Raw genomic sequence first — 19,437 nt, forward strand, 5'->3', positions numbered from 1 at the left:
GGCGCTGTACCCACCGGGTATGCTGGATTTCATCCCCGACGATCCCGTCATCATCGCGATCGTGTTGATCCTCCTGTCGTTGATCTTCTTCTCGTACCTGCTGTTGCGCCGGACCGTCCTCGAGTTCCGGGACGGGATGCGGGGCCGTTGAGACAGGCGGTCAGAACGCCGCTTCGATCCGCTCGAGCGCCGTCTCGACGTCCTCGCGCGAGACGTCCCGGTGCGTACAGAACCGAACCGTCGACGGGCCGAACTGCGTCGCCAGCACGTCCTCCTCCTCCAGGCGTTCGATGACTGCCTCCGTCTCGAGGCCAGTCCCGGAGACGTCCGCGAGGACGATGTTCGTCTCGGGGGGTTGCACGTCGAACCCGTCGATGCCGTCCAGTTCCTCGGCGAGCAACTCGGCGTGCTCGTGGTCGCGCTCAAGGTCCTCGACGTTCTCGAGGGCCTCGAGGCCGGGCGCGGCGATGATCCCGGCCTGGCGGAGCCCGCCGCCGAACAGTTTGCGGACGCGACGCGCCTCCTCGACGAACGCCTCGCTGCCGGCGAGCATCGAGCCGATGGGCGCGCCGAGCCCCTTCGAGAGGCAGAACATGACCGAGTCGACCGGCTCCGTGATCTCGGTGACGGGGACGTCGAGCGCAGTCGCGGCGTTGAACACCCGCGCGCCGTCGAGGTGGACGGGCACGTCGTGTTCGCGGGCGGGCTCGGCCGCCGCGGCGATCCTCTCGGGATCGATCGCGAGGCCGCCCCGGGCGTTGTGCGTGTTCTCGAGCCAGAGGAGGCCCGTTCCCGGTCGGTGGAGGCTCTCCTCGACGAGGCCGTCGGCGACCTGGCTCGGCGACGGAACCCCCCGCTCGGCGTCGACCATCCGCACCTGCAGGTTCGAGTGGTCGGCCGCGCCGCCGAGTTCGTATTTCACGACGTGGCTCTTCCTGTCGGCCAGCAGTTCCTGGCCGCGCTCGGTGTGCACTCGGGCCGCGATCTGGTTGCCCATCGTCCCGCTTGGCACGTAGAGGGCGGCCTCGGTCCCCACGCGGTCGGCCGCGCGGCGCTCGAGTTCGGCGACGGTCGGGTCCTCGCGGTAGACGTCGTCGCCGACGTCGGCCGCGTGTGCGGCGTCGCGCATGCGGTCGTCGGGTTTCGTAACGGTATCGGACCGGAGGTCGATCATTACGAACGGCTCCTTTCGGGATCGCCCTAACGTTGTCGAAGGCGGTCGTACCTGTCGCCCGGTGACAGTCGACGAACGTTCCCAAAGCTTACTACTCAGCCCGCCGACACGAACGTCGTGAACGCTGCCAGCCCTCCATCCGGTTCGGACGACGGCGTCCCTCCGCCCGGCGCAATCCGTTTTCGCACCACCTCGCCCGGGTCGCCGATCGGTTCCCCGACCTCCTCCCCTTTCTCGCCGTTCCGTTACTCACGACGTTGCTCGATGCGGACGGCGTGAGGCGAACGATCGCCGAAGCCGGGAACCGGGTCTCGATCAACTTCGAGTTCCGGTTTCCGGACCCGTTCCTCGACCTCTGGTCGTTCGTCGATCCACCCGCGCCGACGGCCGCCTCGAGCACGGGCGGGTCCGTTCCGTTCGCCCCCGCTCCCGTCGATCCCCCGACCGCGACCGGAGCCGGCGACGTCACCGTCGACCTGGCGTTCCAGTCCCGCTCGGTCCCGCTCGGAGAAGCCGGACCGGGACTGATCGCCGGATTGCTTGCGCTGCTGGTCGCGTACGCCGCGGTGTTCTCGGTCGTCTACGCGGTCTACGTGGGCGGGATCGACCGACGACTCCGGGGCGAGCCGATAGCGGTCGTCGACTGCGTTCGGTCCTACGCGGGCCGCTTTCTGGCGTACTTCGCGATTCTCTTCGGCGTCTTCCTCCTCGCCGTTCCGATACTGGCGGTCGCACCGGTGCTGATACTCCTCGCCCTCCCCGTCGCGTTGCTCGCCATGTACCTCTTCTACGGCGTGCCGTTCCTGTTCGTCGTCGCGGACCTCCCGGTCCTCGAGGCGTTTCGCCGATCGTACCGACTCGCCCTCGAGGGCGGCCCCTATCTGCGGTTCGGCGCGTGGTACTTCGTCGTCACCCTGATCGCCTCCCCGATCGTTTCGGTCGTCGTTTCGGCCGGCGGCCCCGTCGGGTTCCTCCTCGGGTTGACCCTCGTCGTGCCGCTGTCGGTGCTCCTGACGGCCGCGACGGTCTCGTTCTTCGACGAATTCGTCGGGCAGTCGTCCGGGGCCGGAGTCGAAACCGGGGTCGACGGTGGCGCCGCCCCCCACGGAGGCGGAAGCAATGACTGGACCGACTGATGCCGCGTCCTCGAGTTCCGAGAACGGGAACGCGACCGGCCGCCGCGTCGCTTCGGCCCTTCGGCTCGCGGCGCTCGCGCTCGTGATCGTCGGCTTCGTCGGCTGGGCAACCGAGGACGCCGCCTTCGACCTCGAGTCGCCGTACACGATCGCCTTCGGGCTGGGCGTTGCCTGCGCCATCGCATCGATTTACCTCGGGATCTTTCTAGCAGAGAGCGAGGAGTGACCGGAGAATCGACCGTCGGACTCTCCTCGAGGGGGCTAATTTCGATTCGAAAACCGTATCCCGCCGGTACCAGAACTCGGCTACATGGACCCGCGAATCCGCGAACACGCCGAGATCATCGCTAACCACTCCGTCGACCTCCAGGAAGGCGACAACGTCGTCGTCGACGCCCACCCCGTCGCCGAGGACCTGGTCGTCGCCCTCCACGAGGTCATCGGCGAGAAGGGTGCGAACCCGCTGACGACGACACAGCGGGCCGGCAAGCGACAGCGACGCGCGTTCCTCCGGAACTCGGACGGCGAGTTCGAGACCCCCGAGCACGAACTCGCCCTGATCGAGAACACGGACGTCTACATCGCCGTCCGGGCCAGCGACAACGTCACCCAGACCGGCGACGTCGACCCCGAGACGAGTTCGGCCTACCGCCAGGCCCGCCGACCGATCCTCGAGGAGCGACTCGGCATCCGCTGGTGTCTCACGCAGTTCCCCGCCCCGGCCAACGCCCAGCTGGCCGAAATGAGCACGGAAGGGTACGAGAACTTCGTCTGGGACGCGGTCAACAAGGACTGGGCGGAACAGCGCGAGCACCAGGCCAACATGGTCGAAATCCTCGACCCCGCCGACGAGGTTCGCATCGTCAGCGGCGACACCACCGACGTGACGATGTCCGTCGACGGCAACCCGACGATCAACGACCACGCCGAGCACAACCTGCCCGGCGGCGAGGTCTTCACCGCGCCCGTCCCCGACAGCGTCGAGGGCGAGGTGCTGTTCGACATGCCGCTCTACCACCAGGGCCGGGAGATCACGGACGTCTACCTCGAGTTCGAGGACGGTGAGGTCGTCGACCACTCGGCGGCGAAAAACGAGGAGACGCTGACCGAGGTCCTGAACACGGACGACGGTGCGCGCCGCCTGGGCGAACTCGGCATCGGGATGAACCGCGACATCGACGAGTTCACGTACAACATGCTCTTCGACGAGAAGATGGGTGATACGGTCCACATGGCAGTCGGTCGCGCCTACGACGACACCGTCGGCGAGGGCAACGAGGCCAACGACTCGGCGGTCCACGTCGACATGATCGTCGACATGAGCGACGATTCGTTCATCGAGGTCGACGGGGACGTGGTCCAGCGGAACGGGACCTTCCGGTTCGAGGACGGCTTCGAGGAGTAATCCCCGCGACGAACGGAGTGAGTCGCGGTCTTTTTCATCGAAGTTTTTGCGCGAGCCGTCGCGAAGCGACGCGAGCGGAAAAAGTTCGGTGCAGGTGGTCCAGCGGAACGGGACCTTCCGGTTCGAGGACGGCTTCGAGGAGTAACGTCCCGACTCGAGTCTCGACTACCCACCGGTCCTCCGGTCCTCCCGCCGGCCGGGCATCCTGCTATACGTTTATCACGTCCCGCTCGGTAGGTTGGGTATGGCAATTCTCGTCGCCTACGACGGCTCCGAACCCGCACGGAAGGCAGTCACTCGAGCGTTCGACGAGTACCCTGACGAGGAGCACGTGTTGCTGCGAGTCGTCGAGGCCGCGGGCGGCTCTACCGGGGCCGGCATCAACCTCGCACAGGAGGCGCTCAAGGACATGCGCGAAGAGGCCTCCGACGACGTCGAGGACCACGTCGCCGACCTCGAGGTCGGTGACGACGTCGATTACCGCACCGAGGTCGTCGTCGGCGATCCTGCCCACGAGGTCGTCGAGTACGCCGAGGACGAGGACAACGACGTCGACCACATCTTCGTCGGCAGCCACGGGCGTTCGGGCGTCTCCCGGGTACTACTCGGCAGCGTCGCGGAAAAGATCGTGCGACGAGCGCCGGTTCCGGTGACGGTCGTCCGCTGATTCGAACCGTCGCCGACTCGAGCGAGTCGACGGGCTCCATTCATTGCGTGTTCGTCATCCCGCCGTCGACGACCAGCGACTCCCCGTTGACGTACCCCGCGAGGTCGCTCGCGAGGTACAGCGCCGCATCGGCGACGTCCTCCGGCTGGCCCGCCCGTCGGGACGGGATCGCCTCGAGGAACTGGTCTTCGGCCTCGGTGCCGATGATGGCGTAGTCCTCGGTCGTCATCTTCGTCTCGATCAGCCCCGGATGGATCGCGTTCACGCGAACCCCGTCGGGGCCGAGTTTCGCAGCCATGGAGTAGGTCAGGAGTCGGACCGCGCCTTTCGTCCCGCAGTACGTGACGAACTCGCCGGACCCCTCGAGCCCGGCGACCGACGAGAGGTTGATGATAGCGCCGCCCTCGCCCTCGACCATCCGTTTCGCGGCCGCCTGCGCGCCGAAGTAGACGCCCTTGACGTTGATATCCATCATCCGATCGAACGCCTCTTCGTCGACCTCGAGGAACTCCTCCCCGTGGAAGATCCCCGCGTTGTTGACCATCACGGTGACGCCGCCGAACTCCTCGGCCGCCTCGACGGCTGCCTCGAGGTCCGCGACGTTCGAGACGTCACATTCGACGAACGTCGCCTCGGCGTCGGTCTCTTCCGGAATCAGTTCGTGGGTCGGGGTCCCGCCTTCGCGGGGTTCCTCCTGCAGGTCCGCGATCACGACGTCGGCTCCCTCCGCCGCGAATCGACGGGCGATCGCCCGACCGTTGCCGCTCGAGCCGCCGGTTACAACCGCTACGTCGTCAGTGAGCATTGGTGACATTGCACAGTTACCTACGGTGCGACGAATATTAACTATACCTATGCTTTTCACAAACTGCCAGGTCGGCGTGTATCGGAGCGAAAAAGGTCCGAGGAGACCGCTCGAGAGCCGTGCTGTTGGGGGTTTCGGTCGCTCCGGTCGGGGGATCAGGAATCGATGATCCGAACCTCGCCCTGCTGGCCGACGGGCTGGTACTCACAGCGGTAGGTGTCGATCTCCGCGGTCGCCTCGAAGACGAGCGTCTCGGTCTCGCCGACGACGTCGTTGCCCGGGGTCGAGTAGTCCGCGACGACCTCCCAGTCTTCGTTCCAGAACGCGACGTTGTGGTGGATCCCGTCCATGTTCTCCCAGGTGAGTTCGTACTCCCGGCCCTCGACGAGGACCAGCGTCGGGTTCTCGACGCGATCGATGGCGGACGGTTCGACGCCGACCCAGCCGCCGACCCAGCCGTCGAACCGGAGCCGCTCGACGTCGATCCAGGCGTCGCGGTCGGTGGTCCCCTCGGTCGTTTCCGCTTCGTCGACGACCGGTTCGTCCTCGCTCTCGCCCGGTCCGCCGCCGGCCCCGCCGCTCAGACAGCCGGCGACCGTCGAGGCGGTCGCCGCACCGAGCCCGGCGAGAAACGCTCGCCGTCGACACGGGACGCGAGCCCGACAGTCGTCGGGTGCTCGGGGATCGCTCGAGACCATTGCCGGTTCTAGCCCGTGCAGAATCATAAGACGCAGTTGTGCTCGAGCGGACTGTCGGCCGCGCCGAAACGTTCGCACGGACGACGGCCCACATCGATACCCACCAGGTTGCGTACTCCGGGCTCGCGTTTACCGGGCCGGCGGGCGACGAATCGGTATGAGCGATCGTTCCGACGAGGCAGCATACACCGAACTGACGCCCGACTCCTGGCACCAGAACGACGAGGGCAACTACTACATCGAGTGTCCGGAGTGTGGCTCCGCGGCGACACTGATGAACGTGGTCAAGCACGGCCGCTGTAACGGCTACCTCGACCAGCAGGAGGCCGAGACCAAACTCGACGAGGAGCAGTTCGACTGTACGGCCAAACTCTGGTTCGAACTCGGCTACACTTCCGATCCGGACGCTGAAATGACCGAGGACGCCGTCGGCGAGTCAGCGGCCGACGTAGAAATGGAGGAGGGCGTTCCCGCCGAGGGATCGCCGCCGGGGACGGACGGGGCAGTCGACGACGAGGAGTAGCCGTCCCAGAACTCGAGCGCGATCAACGGGAAACGAAGGAAGTCAGTCGTCGATTCGCGTGGCCGGGACGCCGGCTACGGTCGCACCCGGATCGACGTCCTCGGTAACGACGGACCCTGCGCCGACGGCCACGTTCTCGCCGACCGTGATGTCGCCCAGCAGCGTCGCGTTCGCGCCGATCTCGACCCCGTTTTCGATCGTCGGGTGTCGTTTGACCGGTTCGTCCGCGTCGCCGCCGAGAGTAACGCCGTGGTACATGTGGACGTCGTCGCCGACTTCGGCGGTCTCGCCGATGACGACACCCATGCCGTGATCGATCGTCACCCGGCGGCCGATCGTCGCTCCGGGGTGGATCTCGACGCCGGTCAACAGCCGAACGAGCTGGGAGAACACTCGCGCGAACACTGTGAACCCGCTCGTCCAGAGGCGGTGAGCGATCCGGTGGCCCCAGACAGCGTGAACGCCGGGATAGCACAGCACGACCTCGAGGCAGCCTTTTGCGGCGGGGTCGCGATCACACATCGCCCGGACGTCCTCGCGAAGCCGTCGCAGCATCTGTAGTGGGTTGGAATCCGGGGCTGGCGGTCTAAAAGGGTTCGTTTCGGTCGCCGCTCGGTCGGGGAGAGGTCACTTCCCGCGTGCGAGCCGTCGACCGATGCGCTCGGGCAGGCCCGCCTCTCGAACGGCTTCCTGGACCCCCTCGACGTCGTACTCCACGCGATGGGTCTCGACGGTCATCGCCTCGAGGTCGACCACCGCGTACCCTGCTCTCGGATCGCCGTCCCGGGGTTGGCCGACGCTGCCCGGATTGACAACGATTCCCTCGGTGTACCGTTCGACGCCCTGAACGTGGGTGTGACCCAGCACGAGCACGTCCTCCTCGTCGAGGAGTCGCGGGGAGAACTCCTCGGGATACGTGTAGCGCGTGTACCGGTCGGGGTCGTCGGGGTGGCCGTGGACGACCTTGAGCCGGCCGTCGAACTCGACCCGCTCCGTCGGCAGCTCCGCGAGCCATCGGAGCTGATCCGCGGAGAGTTGCGTCTCGGCGTATTCGACGCCGGCTCGAGCCATCCCGTTGAACCGGAAGGGGGTCTCGGCGGCGACCGCCGCGTCGTGGTTGCCCATTACGGTCGGTACCGCCCGTTCCCGGAGTTCGTCGACACAAGCCGCCGGCCATGGGTTGTAGCCGACGACGTCGCCGGCACAGACGAGTTCGTCGACCGGCGGCATGTCCTCGAGGACTGCCTCGAGTGCGACCCGGTTGCCGTGGACGTCCGAGATGAGTCCGACCTTCATGTCGTGCTCGAGGGTACGGGGGCGAGCGGTTTGTAGGTTGTCCGGCTGGTCGAGCGGACGGCACGCGGTCGCTATCGTCCGAAGGGGCGAGGAGGCTACTCCCCGTTTTCGATCGCCGTCTCGAACCCGTCGCCGGTCAGGGCCACACCGGCCGCACAGACCTCGTGTTCGAACTCGAGGCCGTAGGCCTCCCGGGCGGCTTCCGCGGCGGTTTCGGCCTCGAACGCGAACACCTCGGGTGAGTCCTTCTCGTAGGTCGCCACCAGCGTCGGTTCGTCGACGGTCTCCACCAGTAAGGCGTCCTTCCGGACCGTGCCGATCAGCGCCTCGCCGTCGGTCCCGGCGTCGATCGTCGCCGCGATGCGGGGCGTGTCGTAGTCGTCTTTCTCGTAATCGAGCGCGAGCAGGCTCTCCGCGAGGGCGTCGCGGGCGGGGTAGCCCGACTCGAGTTTCTCCGCGATGGGGTCGACGTGGGAGCCGTTGCCGAAGGCGGCCGTCTCCCCGGTCGGGGTCTCGACGACACGCAGGCAGTTATAGGAGACGTAGGGGTTGTCCGTCTCGGGGGCGTCCTCGGTTGGTCCGACGGTGAGCGCGTCGTCTCGAGCGGTGATCTCTCGGTTCGGGAACGAGCGCGAGGAGACGCGGTACGCGCCGACCTCCGGGCCGACGACGACGAATCGTCCGACGTACATACGCGTCGATGCGCGAGGGTGGGGAAAAGGCATGTCGGTTCGTCGCGCTCCCGTTCGGGGGTTTATATCGGATGCCGCGACGAACGGCGGCGTGACGACGGAGACGGAGTGCCTCGAGGCGTTACGGGAGGCGGCCGAACGGCTCGGCGAGTCACCGACGAAGGCACAGTACGAGGAACTGGGGCTGACACCGGCGTCGGCGACGATCAGCAGAACCCTCGGCGGGTGGAACGAAGCGAAAGAGCGGGCGGGACTCGAGACGAATCCGTCGACGGGGTCGCGGGTGGGTCCGAAGCCGGACGACGTTGATCTTCCCGACGGAACGTCCTGGGACGAGCTATCGGTCGATCAGCGATGGCACTATCGAAACGCAGAGTGGAACACCGAGCGGTCTCTTCAGCGCCGTACGGACCATCGGAAATGGGTCTACGAGTACAAGCAACGGAGAGGCTGTAATCAGTGCGGTGAGAGCGATCCACGATGCCTCGACTTCCACCATATCAACGAAGACGAATAAGAGATGGCCGTTGGGAAGATGGTGGCCTTCGGCTACTCAAGAGACAGGATCGAAAACGAGATCAAAAAACGTCTCCTCCTCTGTGCGAACTGCCACCGAAAGGAACACTACGATCCTCTCTGATCCGATCGTCCCAGTTCGTAACACTCTAATACACCTCCGCCGTTACGTATCGATACGTCGGAGCCGATTGAGGTCCGACGAAACATGTCAAGTCCCATGGGGTAGCGGCCAATCCTGAAGCCTTCTGGGGGCTTCGACCCAGGTTCGAATCCTGGTGGGACTACTTCTCTTCCGTTTCAACTCGAGCGAACAGTCGATGCTCTCCCCGAGTTTCCAGTTGAAACGAAGGGGTCTACTCGCTGGTCGCGATAGAGTGATACGACCCAGAGACCTCAGTCGTCGTAAATCCCCTCGCGCTCGAGTTCGCCGCGTTTCCGGACGACCTCGGGCGTCCGACAGAGCCCGGGCGCGCCGGTCACCTGCGGAACGGTGCAGTTGTTGCAGTTCTCACAGAGGACGCTCGGTTCGCCGTCGACGGGCCGGGCCCGCTCCCGACCGCCGTCCTCCGCACTCCCCTCCTCCGACGCTCCGTCCGCGAGCAGTCGCGCCCCCAGGCGCGGTTCGGCGTAGAACGGGCGGGCCATCCCGACGGCGTCGCAGGCCGGCTCCGCGTCCGCTCGAGCCCCGAGCAGACGGTCGATCTGTCCCCGGTCGCGGATCCCGCCCTCGGCGAGTACCGGGATCGACACCACCTCGCGGACGCGTCGACAGAACTCCTCGTTCCAGGCCGGTTCGAAGTCGTACCACAGCGACTCGAGCCAGTTGCCGGCCGCGACGAGTCGTCGCCGGGTCGACCCGCCGAAGGCCTCGTCGTATCCGTCCCGGAACCCCTCGTCGGTCCAGGCCCGCTCGGGGAACTCGCCGCGGACGATGCTCATGTCCCAGACGACCGACGTCAGGACGGGAACGACCGCGTCGTAGCCGACCCGCTCGAGCCGTCGGGCCGTCTCGATCCCGTCCTCGAGCGAGAGCTTCCGCCGGACGAGCGGAGCGGGCGGGGCGGGCGTCTCGGCCGGAACCTTCGTGACGAGCGGGACGTCGCCCGCGCGGTCCCGGATCTCGTCGTGGACGAGCGCGAGGAAGTGCAGTCGCGCCTCGGGGCTCCCGCCGAACTCGTCGTCCCGGCGGTTGTAGAACGGCGAGAGGAACTGCTGGACGATCCCCATGTTCGCCCCCGAGATGTGGATGCCGTCGTAGCCGGCATCGACGGCGTACGCGGCCGAGCGCCCGAAGTCCGCCGCGAGGTCGTACACCTCGTCCGTCGAGAGCACGTGCGGATTATAGGAGAGGAAGCCGACCCGGTCGAGCAGCCGCAGTTGCCAGGGCGGCTCCGAGACCGCGAGCTGTTCGAGGCCCGGGTTTCGCCGGCGGTAGTCGGCGTGCCAGGTCTCCATGCTGCGCAGGCCGCCGTGCTCGAGTTGGAGGAAGATCCGGCCGCCGTGGTCGTGGATCCGGTCCGTCAGCCGGGAGAGCCGGGAGACGAACGCGGGGTCGTGGACGCGGGTCATCCCCGGCGCGGCACAGCCGCCCTCGCCGCGGACGATGGTCGCGCCCTGGAAGAGCAGGCCGACGCCGGAGTCGGCGGCGGGTTCGAGATCCGCGATCAGCGTGTCGACCGCGTCGGGCCCGTTGCCGGCGCACTCGAGCAGCGGCGCGCGGTAGAGCCGGTTCGGAACCCGGACGCCGCCGATCTCGAGGGGGTCCTCGAGGTCGAGGGAGGTCATGGGTCGGCTACCACGGGATCGCACAAGAGGATGCCGCCGGTCGCCGGCGCTCAGGGCGGCTGGATGACCGCCCGCCCCTCGATTTCGCCGTTCTCGAGCCGTTCTGCAACCTCGTTGATCTCCCCCAGGTCGTGGCGTTCAGTGTGCAGTTCCACGTCGCCGCGGTCGACGAGCGCGACGAGTTCCTGCAGTTCGGCGTACCGGCCGACCAGCGCCCCGCGGAACGAGAACTCGCCGAACACCATCGCCTGACAGGGTTCGTGGACGTGCCCGCCGTAGCCGACGACGTGGTGGTCGCCGCCCTGGGCGACGATATCTGGCGCGAGCGAGGTCGTCTCGTCGCGGCCGACGAAGTCCAGCACCTGTTCGGCCCCGCCGTCGTCGGTGAGGCCGGCGACGACCGAGGCGACGTCCTCCTCGCTCGAGTCGACGGTGTGGCCGGCTCCCAGGTCGGCGGCCAACTCGAGCGCCTCCGCTTTGAGGTCGACGGCGACGATGTCGGCGGCGCTCATCGCGTCGACGCACTGGAGTCCGATGTGGCCGAGTCCGCCGATGCCGATCAGGACACAGGTATCGCCCGGGTTCAGTTCGTCGGTCGCCTTCTTCGCGGCGTGGTAGGCGGTGATCCCGGCGTCGGCGTGTGGTGCGATCTCGGTCGGATCGACGCCGTCCGGCAGCGGGACGACGGCGCGCTCGTTGGTCAGGACGTACTCGGCGAAGCCGCCGTCGGTCGTCAGGCCGTTGAACGCCTGGTTCTCGCAGTACATGTCCTCGCCGCGCCGACAGGGCCGACAGATGCCACAGGTCTGGACGGGGTGACAGAGCACGGGATCCCCCTCCTCGACCAACTGGACCTCGTCGCCGACCTCGGCGACGATGCCGGCGTTCTCGTGGCCGAGCGTCATCGGCAGGTCCTGTTCGACGTACTCCTCCCACATTCCCTCGACGATGTGGTTGTCCGTCTGACACCACCCCGCGCCCTCGACCTCGACCAGGACGCCGTCCGACCGGTCGATCTCCGGCCGGTCGACGTCGTCGATCTCGAGCGCCGCGTCCATCTCGTCGGTGTACCCGTGGAGTCGCGCTGCTTGCATGGGACAGGACCCGCTTCACCGCCGGTGAGCAAAACGTTCGGCAGCTACCGGATTCCGTGACAGTCAGCCGGAACTAGATCGAGGGCGGGTCGTCGTCGAGCCACGGACCGTCGCCGTCGTCAGCGTCCGACTCCTCGAGGTTCGGCGTGGCCCACGGGACGAGCGTACACTCTCCGTCGGAGAGGCCGGCCTCTTGCTCGACGAAGATGGCCGTCGTCATCTCGTAGTCACACCGGATGGCGTCGCCGTTTTCGGGGATCGTCACCGTCTCGCCGCCGACGGAAAGCGCCAACTGCGCGCGGAACTCGGCGTCGGTGACCTCGCCGGCGTCGACGTGGGTCGCGAACCAGTCGACGACGTCGTCGTTGTCCAGTTCCACGACGAAGGTGAGGTCCCGACTCGAGCGCGGCGGGATGGTCGCGTCCCGATCGGCGTCGAGGAGTTCGACCTCGTGGGCCTGCCAGTCGCCGACGACCCGGTCGTTGAACTCCATCTCGCCGGTCAGCGACGGCGTCGCGAGCGGGTAGGCGTTCGGGTTGTACACCTCGTAGGTCAGGTGGAGTTCGGTCGTCTCGTCGTCGACCGTGCCCCACTCGGCGTCGGTGTCGCGGATCTCGACGGTGGGTTCGACGACATCTAGTTCGCGCTGGATGCCGTCGTCCGTCGCGACCGGCGACAGCGAGTACTCGCCCTCCTGTTCGGCCAGCGCCGCGGCGACCATCGGCTCGAGGTCGGTTTCGATCTCGTCCTCGTAGGTATGGGAGGGCGACCCCGAAAAGGGGCCGACCTCGGCGTGGGCCGTCACGCCGGCCTCGAGGGCGCTCGCTTCGTCGTTGCGGACGTGCGAGACCCACCAGTCGGGGAGGCGTTCGTACCGCAGGTCGGTCCGCAGTTCGGTCGTCGAGTTCCCCGCGGGGACCGCGACGTCCGTGGCGGTTCCCTCCGCGAGGTCGACGCCGTTCATCGCCAGGGCGTACTCGAGGGTCAGGTCGTCGAGTTCGACCCCCGGGTTGGGGTTGTCGATCCAGACCGTCGTGAGCACCTCGATGCGCTCGTCGTCGACCTCGCCCCAGGCGTTGTCCTCGAGGCCGGCGTCGGGGACGCCGAGGACGCCGGCCGCGAAGAGGCCCCCGAGGGCTGCGGCGAGACAGACGCCGAGCGCGAGTGCGACCGTCGCTCCCTTCCCGGTCATGTGTCGAACTCGGTTACCCGACCGGCGGCTAATCCCTGTCGGTTCGCGTCGAGACGGGTCGGGTCGAGTCGGGTCGGGTCGGCCGCACCCGCTGTCCGGGTCAGTCGTCGGCCGCCTCGCCCTGCCAGGGGTGATCGTACTCCGTGTCGAAGACGATGTTCACGCGGTTCGCCGCCGAGAAGACGTTGACGCCGTGGACCAGTTGCAACAACGCCGCGTCGGAGAGGCCGTGTTCGGTCCGGAGTTCCTCGATGTCCTCCCCGGTGACGCCGTGGGGATCCTCGTTGACCTGCAGCGCGAAGTCGACGATCGCTCGCTCGAACTCGTCGAGCGACCCGCCTTTCACGCCCTCCTGGAACGCCACGATGTCGTCCCTGTCGGCCCCGGTGTTCCCGAGGATCGTACAGTGAGCGCCGGTACAGTAGTCGCAGTCGTTCGCCATCGAGACCGCGATGGCGACCCGTTCCATCGTTTCCATCGATAGCGGGCCGTCCTCCCAGAGGGCCTGCTGCATGTAGAAGAAGTGCTCGAACGCCTCCGGGAAGTTCGCCTCTATCTTGAAATGGTTCGGGACGGCGCCCTGTTTCTCGCGTGCGTACTCGAAGATCTCCTCGATCGTCTCGTCCGATAGCTCGTCGGGATCCAGCTGGTCGATGCGTGCCATGCCTGTGAACGACATTCACGGTAGGGAATAAACGTTCGGAGACCCCACGTCGGTTTCCGGAGTCGCGGACGCCGGTCCGGCCTACTTTTCGACCTCGAGCAGCGCCACCCGCTCACGGACCAGGTCGCCCAGCGACGCGTCGGTCGCTTCCCGCTCGGCGTCGGTGATCTCGAAGAACTCACACAGCCGCTTCTCGTCGAGGGACGCGAGGGCCGGTTCCTCGCCGGCGACCGCGTCCAGTTTGCGGAGGGCCGCCAGCGCGTCCCGCTCGGCGCGTCGGTCCCCCTCGCGGGAGTCGACCAGAACGACGGCCCGGTTCTCGCCCTCGTCGACGCCCATCTCGAGGGCGCGGTCGATCTGTCGGCGGCCGGCGGCGTACAGCAGGATCTCCACGGCCCGGTCCCGGGCGACGTTCTCCCCGCGCTCGATGGCCCGGTCGGCGAACGCGACGGCCCGCTCGAGGTGGCGGGGGTCCGCGACGTAGCGGGCGTCGAACGCCTGGATCGTCACGCCGTGGCGGTCGCCGATCTCGCCGATCGCGGCGACGAACGCGTCGAGGTCGTCGATCGTGAGGGAACACTCGAGCAGTTGCATCAGAAATCACCCAGGCTGGACTGGCTGTCGTCCGGTTCGCCGTCCTCGGTTCGCTCGGACGCGGTTTTCGTGGCTTCGGAGCCGCTGGCCTCCGAGCCATCGTTCCCGGCCTCCCCACCCGCCGGCTCGATCCCGTCCATCGACGGGTCCTCGCGGCCGGCGTTCTCGAGGATGTTCTCGGCCGTCTTCTCCCCCTTCAGGGCGTCGAGGACGACGCCCTTGTCGGCCGACCGCAGGTCCGCGGGCTCCTCGATCCCGCGTTCGTAGAGGCGACGGGCGCGCTTGCGGCCGACGCCGCCGACGGAGACGAGTTCGAGTAATTCCTCACTCACGCCGTGTTCGACGCGGGCGCGGGCCTCGCGGACGGCGACGGTCCACTCGCTGTCGATCTCCTGAGCCAGCGACTCGGCGGCGCCCAGCAGCCACTCGGCGGTGTCGACCTTCCCGCGCAGGTCGCCGGGACCGATCTTGTACCGCTCCGTGATGCGCTCCTCGTCGTCCTCCCGGGCCCAGTCCTCGAGCAGTTTGCTCGTCTTGAGCGCGGCCAGCCAGTCCTCGAAGCGGTCCTCCTCGAACTCGCTCGGGGCGTCGCCGAGCAGTTCGGCCTCGCGCTCGTAGTAGAGTTCGCCGAACTGCTCGTCCTCGCCCGACCGGAGGTAGAGTTCGTACATGTCGGGGGTGCGGGAGACGAGCTGGTAGAGGCCAAGCGCCGTCGGACGGTCGTCGGCGCTCTCGAGGCCGTGGACGATGTCGGCGGCGCTCATCGGGTCGAGATAGAGCCGCGAGACGGTGTGACCGAGGCTGGTGGCCTCGAGTTCCTCGTCCTCCTCGCTTTGGTCCGCGAGGTCCGCCGCCGAGGTGAACGCGCCGTCGGCGGGGTCGTCACCGTCGCGCTCTCGCGGTCCCCCGCTCGAGCGGCCCGAGCCGCGTGGCGGCTCGCGTTCGATGAAATCGTTCCGCTCGAGGTACGCCAGCACGTCGTCCGTGACGGCCGCGAGCCGACCCGACTCGCCCGACTGGCTCGCGTACAGCGTCGCCTCGAGGAACTCGAGCAGCCCCTCCCGCGTGCGGGCGAAGCCGGACGCGATCGTCGCGAGCACGTGGGTTCGCAGGGCCGGTTCCGCCGCGAGTTTCGACCGCACGGGCTCGGGATCGGCCCAGACGTAGCGGTCGAACAGCTCCTGGCTCTCGTCGTGGCCCTTCGCGAGCAACACGGCCTCGCCGTAGGGGTCGAGGCCGGGACGGCCCGCACGGCCCATCATCTGGTGGACCTCGAGGACGTCGAGCGGCGCCATCCCCCCGGCGGAGGGGTCGAACCGACGCCAGTCCCGGACGATCACGCGCCGCGCGGGGGTGTTGACCCCGGCCGCGAGCGTCGGGGTCGCCGAGATGACCTTCAGCAGTCGGTCCCGGAAGGCGTCCTCGACGAGCGACCGCTGGGTGCTCGAGAGGCCGGCGTGGTGGAACGCGGAGCCGCGTTCGACGCAGTCGGCGAGGTCCGTGCTCGTCTCGGTGTCGCTGTCGTCCCGGATCTCCGCGGCGAGTTCGGCGAGTTCCGCGCGTTCATCGGCGGTCAGTTCTTCCCGCGAGACCTGCCCGAGCCGGCGGGCCGCGGCTTCCGCGTTCCGGCGGGAGTTGACGAAGACGAGCGACGAACCGCCCTCCTGGAGGATGTCACGGACGAGGGCGGCCTCCTGCTTCTCCGAGCCCTCGACGGGTACCTCTCGGGTCGAGCCGTCGTCGAAATTCAGGGCGTTGCCGTAGTGGACGCCCATCTTCAGATCGATCGGCCGCCAGTCGGTATCGATCAGTTCGGCGTCCAGCCAGCCCGCGATCTCGTCGGCGTTTCCCACCGTCGCCGAGAGCGCGACCTGTTGCATCCCCGGGTTCAGCCGCCGGAGCTTCGCGAGGGTCACCTCGAGGGTCGGCCCCCGCTCGCGGTCGTCGATGAGGTGGATCTCGTCGCTGACGACGCAGGTGAGATCGGAGAGCCAGTCGGCACCGTTGCGAACGAGGGAGTCGACCTTCTCGCTCGTAGCGACCACGATGTCCTTCGTCGCGAGCCAGTCGCTGGTCGACTCGTAGTTGCCGGTCGCGACGCCGACGGTGACCCCGAACTGCTCGTAGGCCTCGAACTCCTCTTTCTTCTCGCTGGCCAGGGCCCGCAACGGGACGATGTACAGCGCCTTGCCGCCGCGCTCGATCGCCGACAGCATCGAGAGGGCGGCGATCATCGTCTTCCCGCTGGCGGTCGGCACCGCGGCGACGAGGTTCTCGCCCTCCGTCGCGCCGGCCTCGACGGCCTCGGCCTGCGGCGGGTAGAGTTCCTCGATCCCGTCCTCCCGGAAGTGATCGATCGCCCCGGGCGGGAGCCCCGACAGCTCCTCGACGTTCATTATCCGCCCTTGGCGCGTCCCGTGGTTTAAACTGTCGTCTTTCGCGGGCGAGCCCGGGACGTCGACAGATCGATAGCCGTGGCGGCCGAACGCGACTCCATGGTCGATCCCGATCCCGACCCCGATCGTGTCCTCGTCCCCTCCATGGGCCGTCCCCGCGAGGACGAGGCGCTCGCGTACGCCCTCGAGTCGTTTCCCGACGCCGACGTGACGCTGCTCGCCGTCGTGACGCCGCTGGACGCGTCGCTCAGCGAGGGCGGTGTCCTCGAGCGCGAGGAGAAGCGCCGCGAGGAGGCCCGGGAGAACGCGACCGCGTTGCTCGAGTCGATCGAGGCGAGCGACCGGGTTCGGATCGAAACGGTCGAAGGCCGGCCGGGGACCGTCATTCCCCGACACGCGAGCGATGAGCGGATCGATCACGTCGTCATGTACGGCCACGGGCACGACACGTCGGGGTACGTCCGGCGACTTCTCGGACGGACCGTCGCGACGACGGTCGTCGAGCGGACCGACGAACCGGTGACTGTCCTCGAGTAGGAGCGGCGCGCGGCGAGGCCGTGATCACCCCCCGATGACCGTCTCGAGCACCCGGTAGAGCCCGTAGCCGACGACCGTCGAACTCCCCAGCGTCAGCAGCCAGAACGTGATCGTAAACGCGATCTTCCCCTTCGAGACGCCGGCCGACCCCGCCGCCAGGCCGCCGCCGATCACTCCCGAGAGAATGATGTTGTTCAGCGAGATCGGGATACCGAGCGCGATCGCCAACTGGGCGATGACGAAGCCCGGAACCAGCGCCGCGATCGACCGTCTCACCCCGAGTTGGGCGTACTCCCGCGAGGTCGCCTGCAACAGCCGCGGCGCGGCCATCCAGGCGCCCGCGAGGATCCCGGCCGCGCCGATCGCGAGCAGTACGATTCCCGGCAGTCCGAGTTCGACCCGGAAGAGGTTCTCGAGCGGGCCAGTCGCGAGGCCGACCTGCGACCCGCCCGAGGAGAAGGCGACGATCCCGCCGAGGACGAGCAGGAACGAGCGGATCCCGCGCTCGACGGAGACGAGGACCCGCTTTCGTACCCAGTAGAACCAGAGAGCACCGAACCCGAGGGTCACGATGGCGGCACCGAGATCAGTACCGGCGATCAGCTCCGGACCGCCTCCGATCCGTCTAGAGACGAACCGGGCGAGCGTCCCCCCTGATCGGCTTCGGGATCGGGAATGACACCGAGTCGGATATTGGCGACGATTGCGCCGACGAGCCCTGCCAGTAGCGGGACGCCGATCGACTCGGGGATGTCGTCACGGCGGAGTGTGATCGCAGTCGCGTACGCCAGTCCACCGGACATGAAGGGCACGAGCAGCCAGAACGTTCCGAGCCGCTGGTAGGTGTCCATCGCCGGGTCCCCGCCCAGCGAGAGTCCGACGCCGATCATCGCACCGGTGGTCGCGAACGCCGCCGGGATCGGGTATCGCGTGTAGATACCGATCGCCATGAAGCCCGCCGCGGTTAGCAGGCCGGCCGTCGCGGCAAGCGGCGTGATCGTCACGCCGTCGATCAGGTCCGCGCCGACCGTCTCCGAGATGCTGCCACCCTGCATGAGCGCGCCCGCGGCCGCGAGCAGGCCGATGACGAACGCGGCCTGCATCGTCGAGATGGCGTTCGCGCCGATCGCGGGGGCGAACGGCGGCGAGTTGCTGTTCGCTCCCAGCACCCAGGCCATGAACAGACAGGTGGCGACCGCGGCGGCGACGAGCCCAACGAACGACGGATCGACCATTCGGTTCCCGATTGTTCACTGTCCTGACGCAAAAGCGTTCGTCCGCCGGTCCTGCGAGGATCGCGCGGGACCGACGACTAGCCGACGTATCCCAGCGCCTGCAGCCGCTGTTCCACGTCCGAGTCGGCCGTCCGTTTCTCGAGGTCCGAGTCCGGTTCGTGCGTTTCCCGGTCCGTCGCGGACGTGGTCACCCACGGCACCGTCCGCACGGAGGGGTGGAGACAGCCGACCGGGTGGTCGTAGATCCCCCACTCGCCGAGCGCGTCGCCGTGATCGGCCGTGATGGCGACCCGATCGGCGTCGACGTTCTCGAGGAGGAGTTCCACGTCCTCGAGCGCGCGACGCAGGTTGTCCTGGTAGGCGGCCCAGAACGTCTCGAAGTCGATCTTGTCCTTCCGGAGCGCGTCGACGACGGTGTCCGACAGCGCCGGACCGAACGGTTCGGCGTCGAATCCGGCGTCCAACCCGAGGAAGGGGTGGTGGGGCTGGACGTAGTGGACGATCAGCCGATCCGGATCCGTCTCGCGGGCGGCCCGGATGGCCCTGTCGGTGACCGGACGCGGCGGGACCGTATCGTGCTCGTCGTCCCAGCCGTACCGCCAGACTTCGTCGAGGTCGCCGAACCGGTCGCCGGAGAGGATCCGCTCGGAGAAGACGTTGCTCGTCACGTACGTGGTGTTCGCCACCTCGTCGTCGTACTCGTCGGTGAACGTCTTGGCCATCCACTCCTTGGACATGCTCCCGACCGATTCCATCCGTTCGATCTCCGCGTCCTCGAGGAAGGCGTACTCGTCGGCGACCGAGCGGAGTAGATCGACCCGACACGCGTCCAGAATGATCAACACGTCCCAGTCGCGCTCGTAGACGTTCGTCCCACGCGGGAGCGGCCAGGTGAGCCACCAGAGCCCGGTGTACAGGTCGTACGCGACGTCCCCGACGCCCTCGAGTCCCTTCTCCCGGATCTTCCGCGCGGAGACCCGGAGCCAGTCGTCGAATCCCATTCTCTCCGTGGATATCCCACGGAA

General features: G+C 67.7%; 20 protein-coding genes, 1 tRNA gene and 2 pseudogenes. 9 read left to right on the forward strand and 14 right to left on the reverse strand.

Annotation, left to right across the window (positions count from 1 at the left end; translation table 11 throughout):
* The first annotated feature begins 19 nt into the window (after positions 1-19).
* Positions 20-151: a DUF7859 family protein gene (locus CHINAEXTREME_RS22400; protein ID WP_007141233.1), complete on the forward strand. Its 132-nt coding sequence runs from the start codon at positions 20-22 to the stop codon at positions 149-151.
* A gap of 9 nt (positions 152-160) precedes the next feature.
* Here the strand turns inward: CHINAEXTREME_RS22400 and CHINAEXTREME_RS04265 are convergent, their stop codons facing one another.
* Entirely contained in the window at positions 161-1,174 is a 1,014-nt protein-coding gene (locus CHINAEXTREME_RS04265) for a threonine aldolase family protein (RefSeq protein ID WP_007141234.1), read from the reverse strand.
* Between the two features lie 275 nt (positions 1,175-1,449).
* On the opposite strand from CHINAEXTREME_RS04265, the gene CHINAEXTREME_RS04270 reads away from it, so the two are divergent.
* The 4 genes from CHINAEXTREME_RS04270 to CHINAEXTREME_RS04285 all read left to right on the forward strand — a co-directional run bounded on the left by CHINAEXTREME_RS04270 (position 1,450) and on the right by CHINAEXTREME_RS04285 (position 4,382).
* Positions 1,450-2,310, forward strand: coding sequence for a hypothetical protein (locus CHINAEXTREME_RS04270; RefSeq protein ID WP_238593344.1), 861 nt, complete (start codon positions 1,450-1,452; stop codon positions 2,308-2,310).
* Positions 2,294-2,536 (forward strand): hypothetical protein, encoded by a 243-nt coding sequence (locus tag CHINAEXTREME_RS04275; protein ID WP_007141236.1) that lies wholly within the window; start codon positions 2,294-2,296, stop codon positions 2,534-2,536. Before CHINAEXTREME_RS04270 ends, CHINAEXTREME_RS04275 begins: the two co-directional genes overlap by 17 nt.
* 84 nt (positions 2,537-2,620) lie before the next feature.
* Positions 2,621-3,715, forward strand: a complete 1,095-nt coding sequence (locus CHINAEXTREME_RS04280; RefSeq protein WP_007141237.1) for an aminopeptidase — start codon at positions 2,621-2,623, stop codon at positions 3,713-3,715.
* Between the two features lie 244 nt (positions 3,716-3,959).
* The gene (locus tag CHINAEXTREME_RS04285) at positions 3,960-4,382 is read left to right on the forward strand and encodes a universal stress protein (RefSeq protein WP_007141238.1); all 423 of its coding nucleotides are present in this window, start codon (positions 3,960-3,962) and stop codon (positions 4,380-4,382) included.
* A gap of 40 nt (positions 4,383-4,422) precedes the next feature.
* Here the strand turns inward: CHINAEXTREME_RS04285 and CHINAEXTREME_RS04290 are convergent, their stop codons facing one another.
* On the reverse strand, positions 4,423-5,196 hold the full coding sequence (locus CHINAEXTREME_RS04290; protein WP_029601424.1) for an SDR family oxidoreductase: 774 nt from the start codon (positions 5,194-5,196) through the stop codon (positions 4,423-4,425).
* Positions 5,197-5,342: 146 nt separating this feature from the next.
* A complete protein-coding gene (locus CHINAEXTREME_RS04295) occupies positions 5,343-5,885 on the reverse strand; it encodes a hypothetical protein (protein ID WP_007141240.1) in 543 nt (180 codons plus the stop codon).
* 157 nt (positions 5,886-6,042) lie between these two features.
* On the opposite strand from CHINAEXTREME_RS04295, the gene CHINAEXTREME_RS04300 reads away from it, so the two are divergent.
* Positions 6,043-6,408 carry a hypothetical protein gene (locus CHINAEXTREME_RS04300; RefSeq protein ID WP_007141241.1) on the forward strand — a complete coding sequence of 122 codons (366 nt, stop codon included), beginning with the start codon at positions 6,043-6,045 and terminating at the stop codon, positions 6,406-6,408.
* Between the two features lie 42 nt (positions 6,409-6,450).
* On the opposite strand, the gene cysE is transcribed toward CHINAEXTREME_RS04300, so the two are convergent.
* The 3 genes from cysE to CHINAEXTREME_RS04315 form a co-directional block, all read right to left on the reverse strand.
* Positions 6,451-6,963 carry a serine O-acetyltransferase gene (gene cysE, locus CHINAEXTREME_RS04305; RefSeq protein WP_007141242.1) on the reverse strand — a complete coding sequence of 171 codons (513 nt, stop codon included), beginning with the start codon at positions 6,961-6,963 and terminating at the stop codon, positions 6,451-6,453.
* A 72-nt stretch (positions 6,964-7,035) separates the two neighbouring features.
* Entirely contained in the window at positions 7,036-7,704 is a 669-nt protein-coding gene (locus CHINAEXTREME_RS04310; protein ID WP_007141243.1) for a metallophosphoesterase family protein, read from the reverse strand.
* Positions 7,705-7,799: 95 nt separating this feature from the next.
* Positions 7,800-8,396 (reverse strand): IMP cyclohydrolase, encoded by a 597-nt coding sequence (locus CHINAEXTREME_RS04315; protein ID WP_007141244.1) that lies wholly within the window; start codon positions 8,394-8,396, stop codon positions 7,800-7,802.
* Between the two features lie 91 nt (positions 8,397-8,487).
* Here CHINAEXTREME_RS04315 and CHINAEXTREME_RS04320 point away from each other — a divergent pair.
* Both CHINAEXTREME_RS04320 and CHINAEXTREME_RS04325 read left to right on the forward strand, forming a co-directional pair.
* Positions 8,488-9,030: pseudogene (locus tag CHINAEXTREME_RS04320) on the forward strand (homing endonuclease associated repeat-containing protein); the annotation flags it as partial.
* 96 nt (positions 9,031-9,126) lie between these two features.
* Positions 9,127-9,199: transfer RNA gene (locus CHINAEXTREME_RS04325), tRNA-Gln, on the forward strand.
* Positions 9,200-9,308: 109 nt separating this feature from the next.
* Here CHINAEXTREME_RS04325 and CHINAEXTREME_RS04330 read toward each other — a convergent pair.
* The 6 genes from CHINAEXTREME_RS04330 to CHINAEXTREME_RS04355 form a co-directional block, all read right to left on the reverse strand.
* On the reverse strand, positions 9,309-10,700 hold the full coding sequence (locus CHINAEXTREME_RS04330) for an oxidoreductase (protein ID WP_007141245.1): 1,392 nt from the start codon (positions 10,698-10,700) through the stop codon (positions 9,309-9,311).
* A 50-nt stretch (positions 10,701-10,750) separates the two neighbouring features.
* On the reverse strand, positions 10,751-11,794 hold the full coding sequence (locus tag CHINAEXTREME_RS04335; RefSeq protein ID WP_007141246.1) for an NAD(P)-dependent alcohol dehydrogenase: 1,044 nt from the start codon (positions 11,792-11,794) through the stop codon (positions 10,751-10,753).
* Positions 11,795-11,867: 73 nt separating this feature from the next.
* Entirely contained in the window at positions 11,868-12,986 is a 1,119-nt protein-coding gene (locus CHINAEXTREME_RS04340) for an LEA type 2 family protein (RefSeq protein WP_007141247.1), read from the reverse strand.
* 100 nt (positions 12,987-13,086) lie between these two features.
* Complete coding sequence (locus tag CHINAEXTREME_RS04345) at positions 13,087-13,650, reverse strand: carboxymuconolactone decarboxylase family protein (RefSeq protein ID WP_010546426.1); 564 nt, start codon at positions 13,648-13,650, stop codon at positions 13,087-13,089.
* 81 nt (positions 13,651-13,731) lie between these two features.
* A complete protein-coding gene (cgi121, locus tag CHINAEXTREME_RS04350) occupies positions 13,732-14,244 on the reverse strand; it encodes a KEOPS complex subunit Cgi121 (protein WP_007141249.1) in 513 nt (170 codons plus the stop codon).
* A complete protein-coding gene (locus CHINAEXTREME_RS04355; protein ID WP_007141250.1) occupies positions 14,244-16,640 on the reverse strand; it encodes an ATP-dependent DNA helicase in 2,397 nt (798 codons plus the stop codon). The genes cgi121 and CHINAEXTREME_RS04355 overlap by 1 nt, the downstream gene beginning before the upstream one ends.
* A 99-nt stretch (positions 16,641-16,739) precedes the next feature.
* Here CHINAEXTREME_RS04355 and CHINAEXTREME_RS04360 point away from each other — a divergent pair, with 99 nt between their 5' ends.
* The gene (locus CHINAEXTREME_RS04360; RefSeq protein WP_029601423.1) at positions 16,740-17,177 is read left to right on the forward strand and encodes a universal stress protein; all 438 of its coding nucleotides are present in this window, start codon (positions 16,740-16,742) and stop codon (positions 17,175-17,177) included.
* Between the two features lie 24 nt (positions 17,178-17,201).
* Here the strand turns inward: CHINAEXTREME_RS04360 and CHINAEXTREME_RS04365 are convergent.
* Both CHINAEXTREME_RS04365 and CHINAEXTREME_RS04370 read right to left on the reverse strand, forming a co-directional pair.
* Positions 17,202-18,412: pseudogene (locus CHINAEXTREME_RS04365) on the reverse strand (anion permease).
* Positions 18,413-18,489: 77 nt separating this feature from the next.
* Positions 18,490-19,413, reverse strand: a complete 924-nt coding sequence (locus CHINAEXTREME_RS04370; protein WP_007141252.1) for an alkaline phosphatase family protein — start codon at positions 19,411-19,413, stop codon at positions 18,490-18,492.
* Between the last annotated feature and the right edge of the window lie 24 nt (positions 19,414-19,437).

This window comes from Halobiforma lacisalsi AJ5, from assembly GCF_000226975.2.
GTDB lineage: Archaea > Halobacteriota > Halobacteria > Halobacteriales > Natrialbaceae > Natronobacterium > Natronobacterium lacisalsi.

Bases quoted from the DNA above. Each gene is read 5' to 3' on its own strand.
- CHINAEXTREME_RS04335 (WP_007141246.1), bottom strand. From the start codon at position 11,794: ATGCAAGCAGCGCGACTCCACGGGTACACCGACGAGATGGACGCGGCG.
- CHINAEXTREME_RS04360 (WP_029601423.1), top strand. From the start codon at position 16,740: ATGGTCGATCCCGATCCCGACCCCGATCGTGTCCTCGTCCCCTCCATG.
- CHINAEXTREME_RS04355 (WP_007141250.1), bottom strand. From the start codon at position 16,640: ATGAACGTCGAGGAGCTGTCGGGGCTCCCGCCCGGGGCGATCGATCAC.
- CHINAEXTREME_RS04330 (WP_007141245.1), bottom strand. From the start codon at position 10,700: ATGACCTCCCTCGACCTCGAGGACCCCCTCGAGATCGGCGGCGTCCGG.
- CHINAEXTREME_RS04315 (WP_007141244.1), bottom strand. From the start codon at position 8,396: ATGTACGTCGGACGATTCGTCGTCGTCGGCCCGGAGGTCGGCGCGTAC.
- cysE (WP_007141242.1), bottom strand. From the start codon at position 6,963: ATGCTGCGACGGCTTCGCGAGGACGTCCGGGCGATGTGTGATCGCGAC.
- CHINAEXTREME_RS04310 (WP_007141243.1), bottom strand. From the start codon at position 7,704: ATGAAGGTCGGACTCATCTCGGACGTCCACGGCAACCGGGTCGCACTC.
- CHINAEXTREME_RS04295 (WP_007141240.1), bottom strand. From the start codon at position 5,885: ATGGTCTCGAGCGATCCCCGAGCACCCGACGACTGTCGGGCTCGCGTC.
- CHINAEXTREME_RS04370 (WP_007141252.1), bottom strand. From the start codon at position 19,413: ATGGGATTCGACGACTGGCTCCGGGTCTCCGCGCGGAAGATCCGGGAG.
- CHINAEXTREME_RS04275 (WP_007141236.1), top strand. From the start codon at position 2,294: ATGACTGGACCGACTGATGCCGCGTCCTCGAGTTCCGAGAACGGGAAC.
- CHINAEXTREME_RS04285 (WP_007141238.1), top strand. From the start codon at position 3,960: ATGGCAATTCTCGTCGCCTACGACGGCTCCGAACCCGCACGGAAGGCA.
- CHINAEXTREME_RS04340 (WP_007141247.1), bottom strand. From the start codon at position 12,986: ATGACCGGGAAGGGAGCGACGGTCGCACTCGCGCTCGGCGTCTGTCTC.
- CHINAEXTREME_RS04280 (WP_007141237.1), top strand. From the start codon at position 2,621: ATGGACCCGCGAATCCGCGAACACGCCGAGATCATCGCTAACCACTCC.
- CHINAEXTREME_RS04345 (WP_010546426.1), bottom strand. From the start codon at position 13,650: ATGGCACGCATCGACCAGCTGGATCCCGACGAGCTATCGGACGAGACG.
- CHINAEXTREME_RS04265 (WP_007141234.1), bottom strand. From the start codon at position 1,174: ATGATCGACCTCCGGTCCGATACCGTTACGAAACCCGACGACCGCATG.
- CHINAEXTREME_RS04290 (WP_029601424.1), bottom strand. From the start codon at position 5,196: ATGTCACCAATGCTCACTGACGACGTAGCGGTTGTAACCGGCGGCTCG.
- CHINAEXTREME_RS22400 (WP_007141233.1), top strand. From the start codon at position 20: ATGCTGGATTTCATCCCCGACGATCCCGTCATCATCGCGATCGTGTTG.
- cgi121 (WP_007141249.1), bottom strand. From the start codon at position 14,244: ATGCAACTGCTCGAGTGTTCCCTCACGATCGACGACCTCGACGCGTTC.
- CHINAEXTREME_RS04300 (WP_007141241.1), top strand. From the start codon at position 6,043: ATGAGCGATCGTTCCGACGAGGCAGCATACACCGAACTGACGCCCGAC.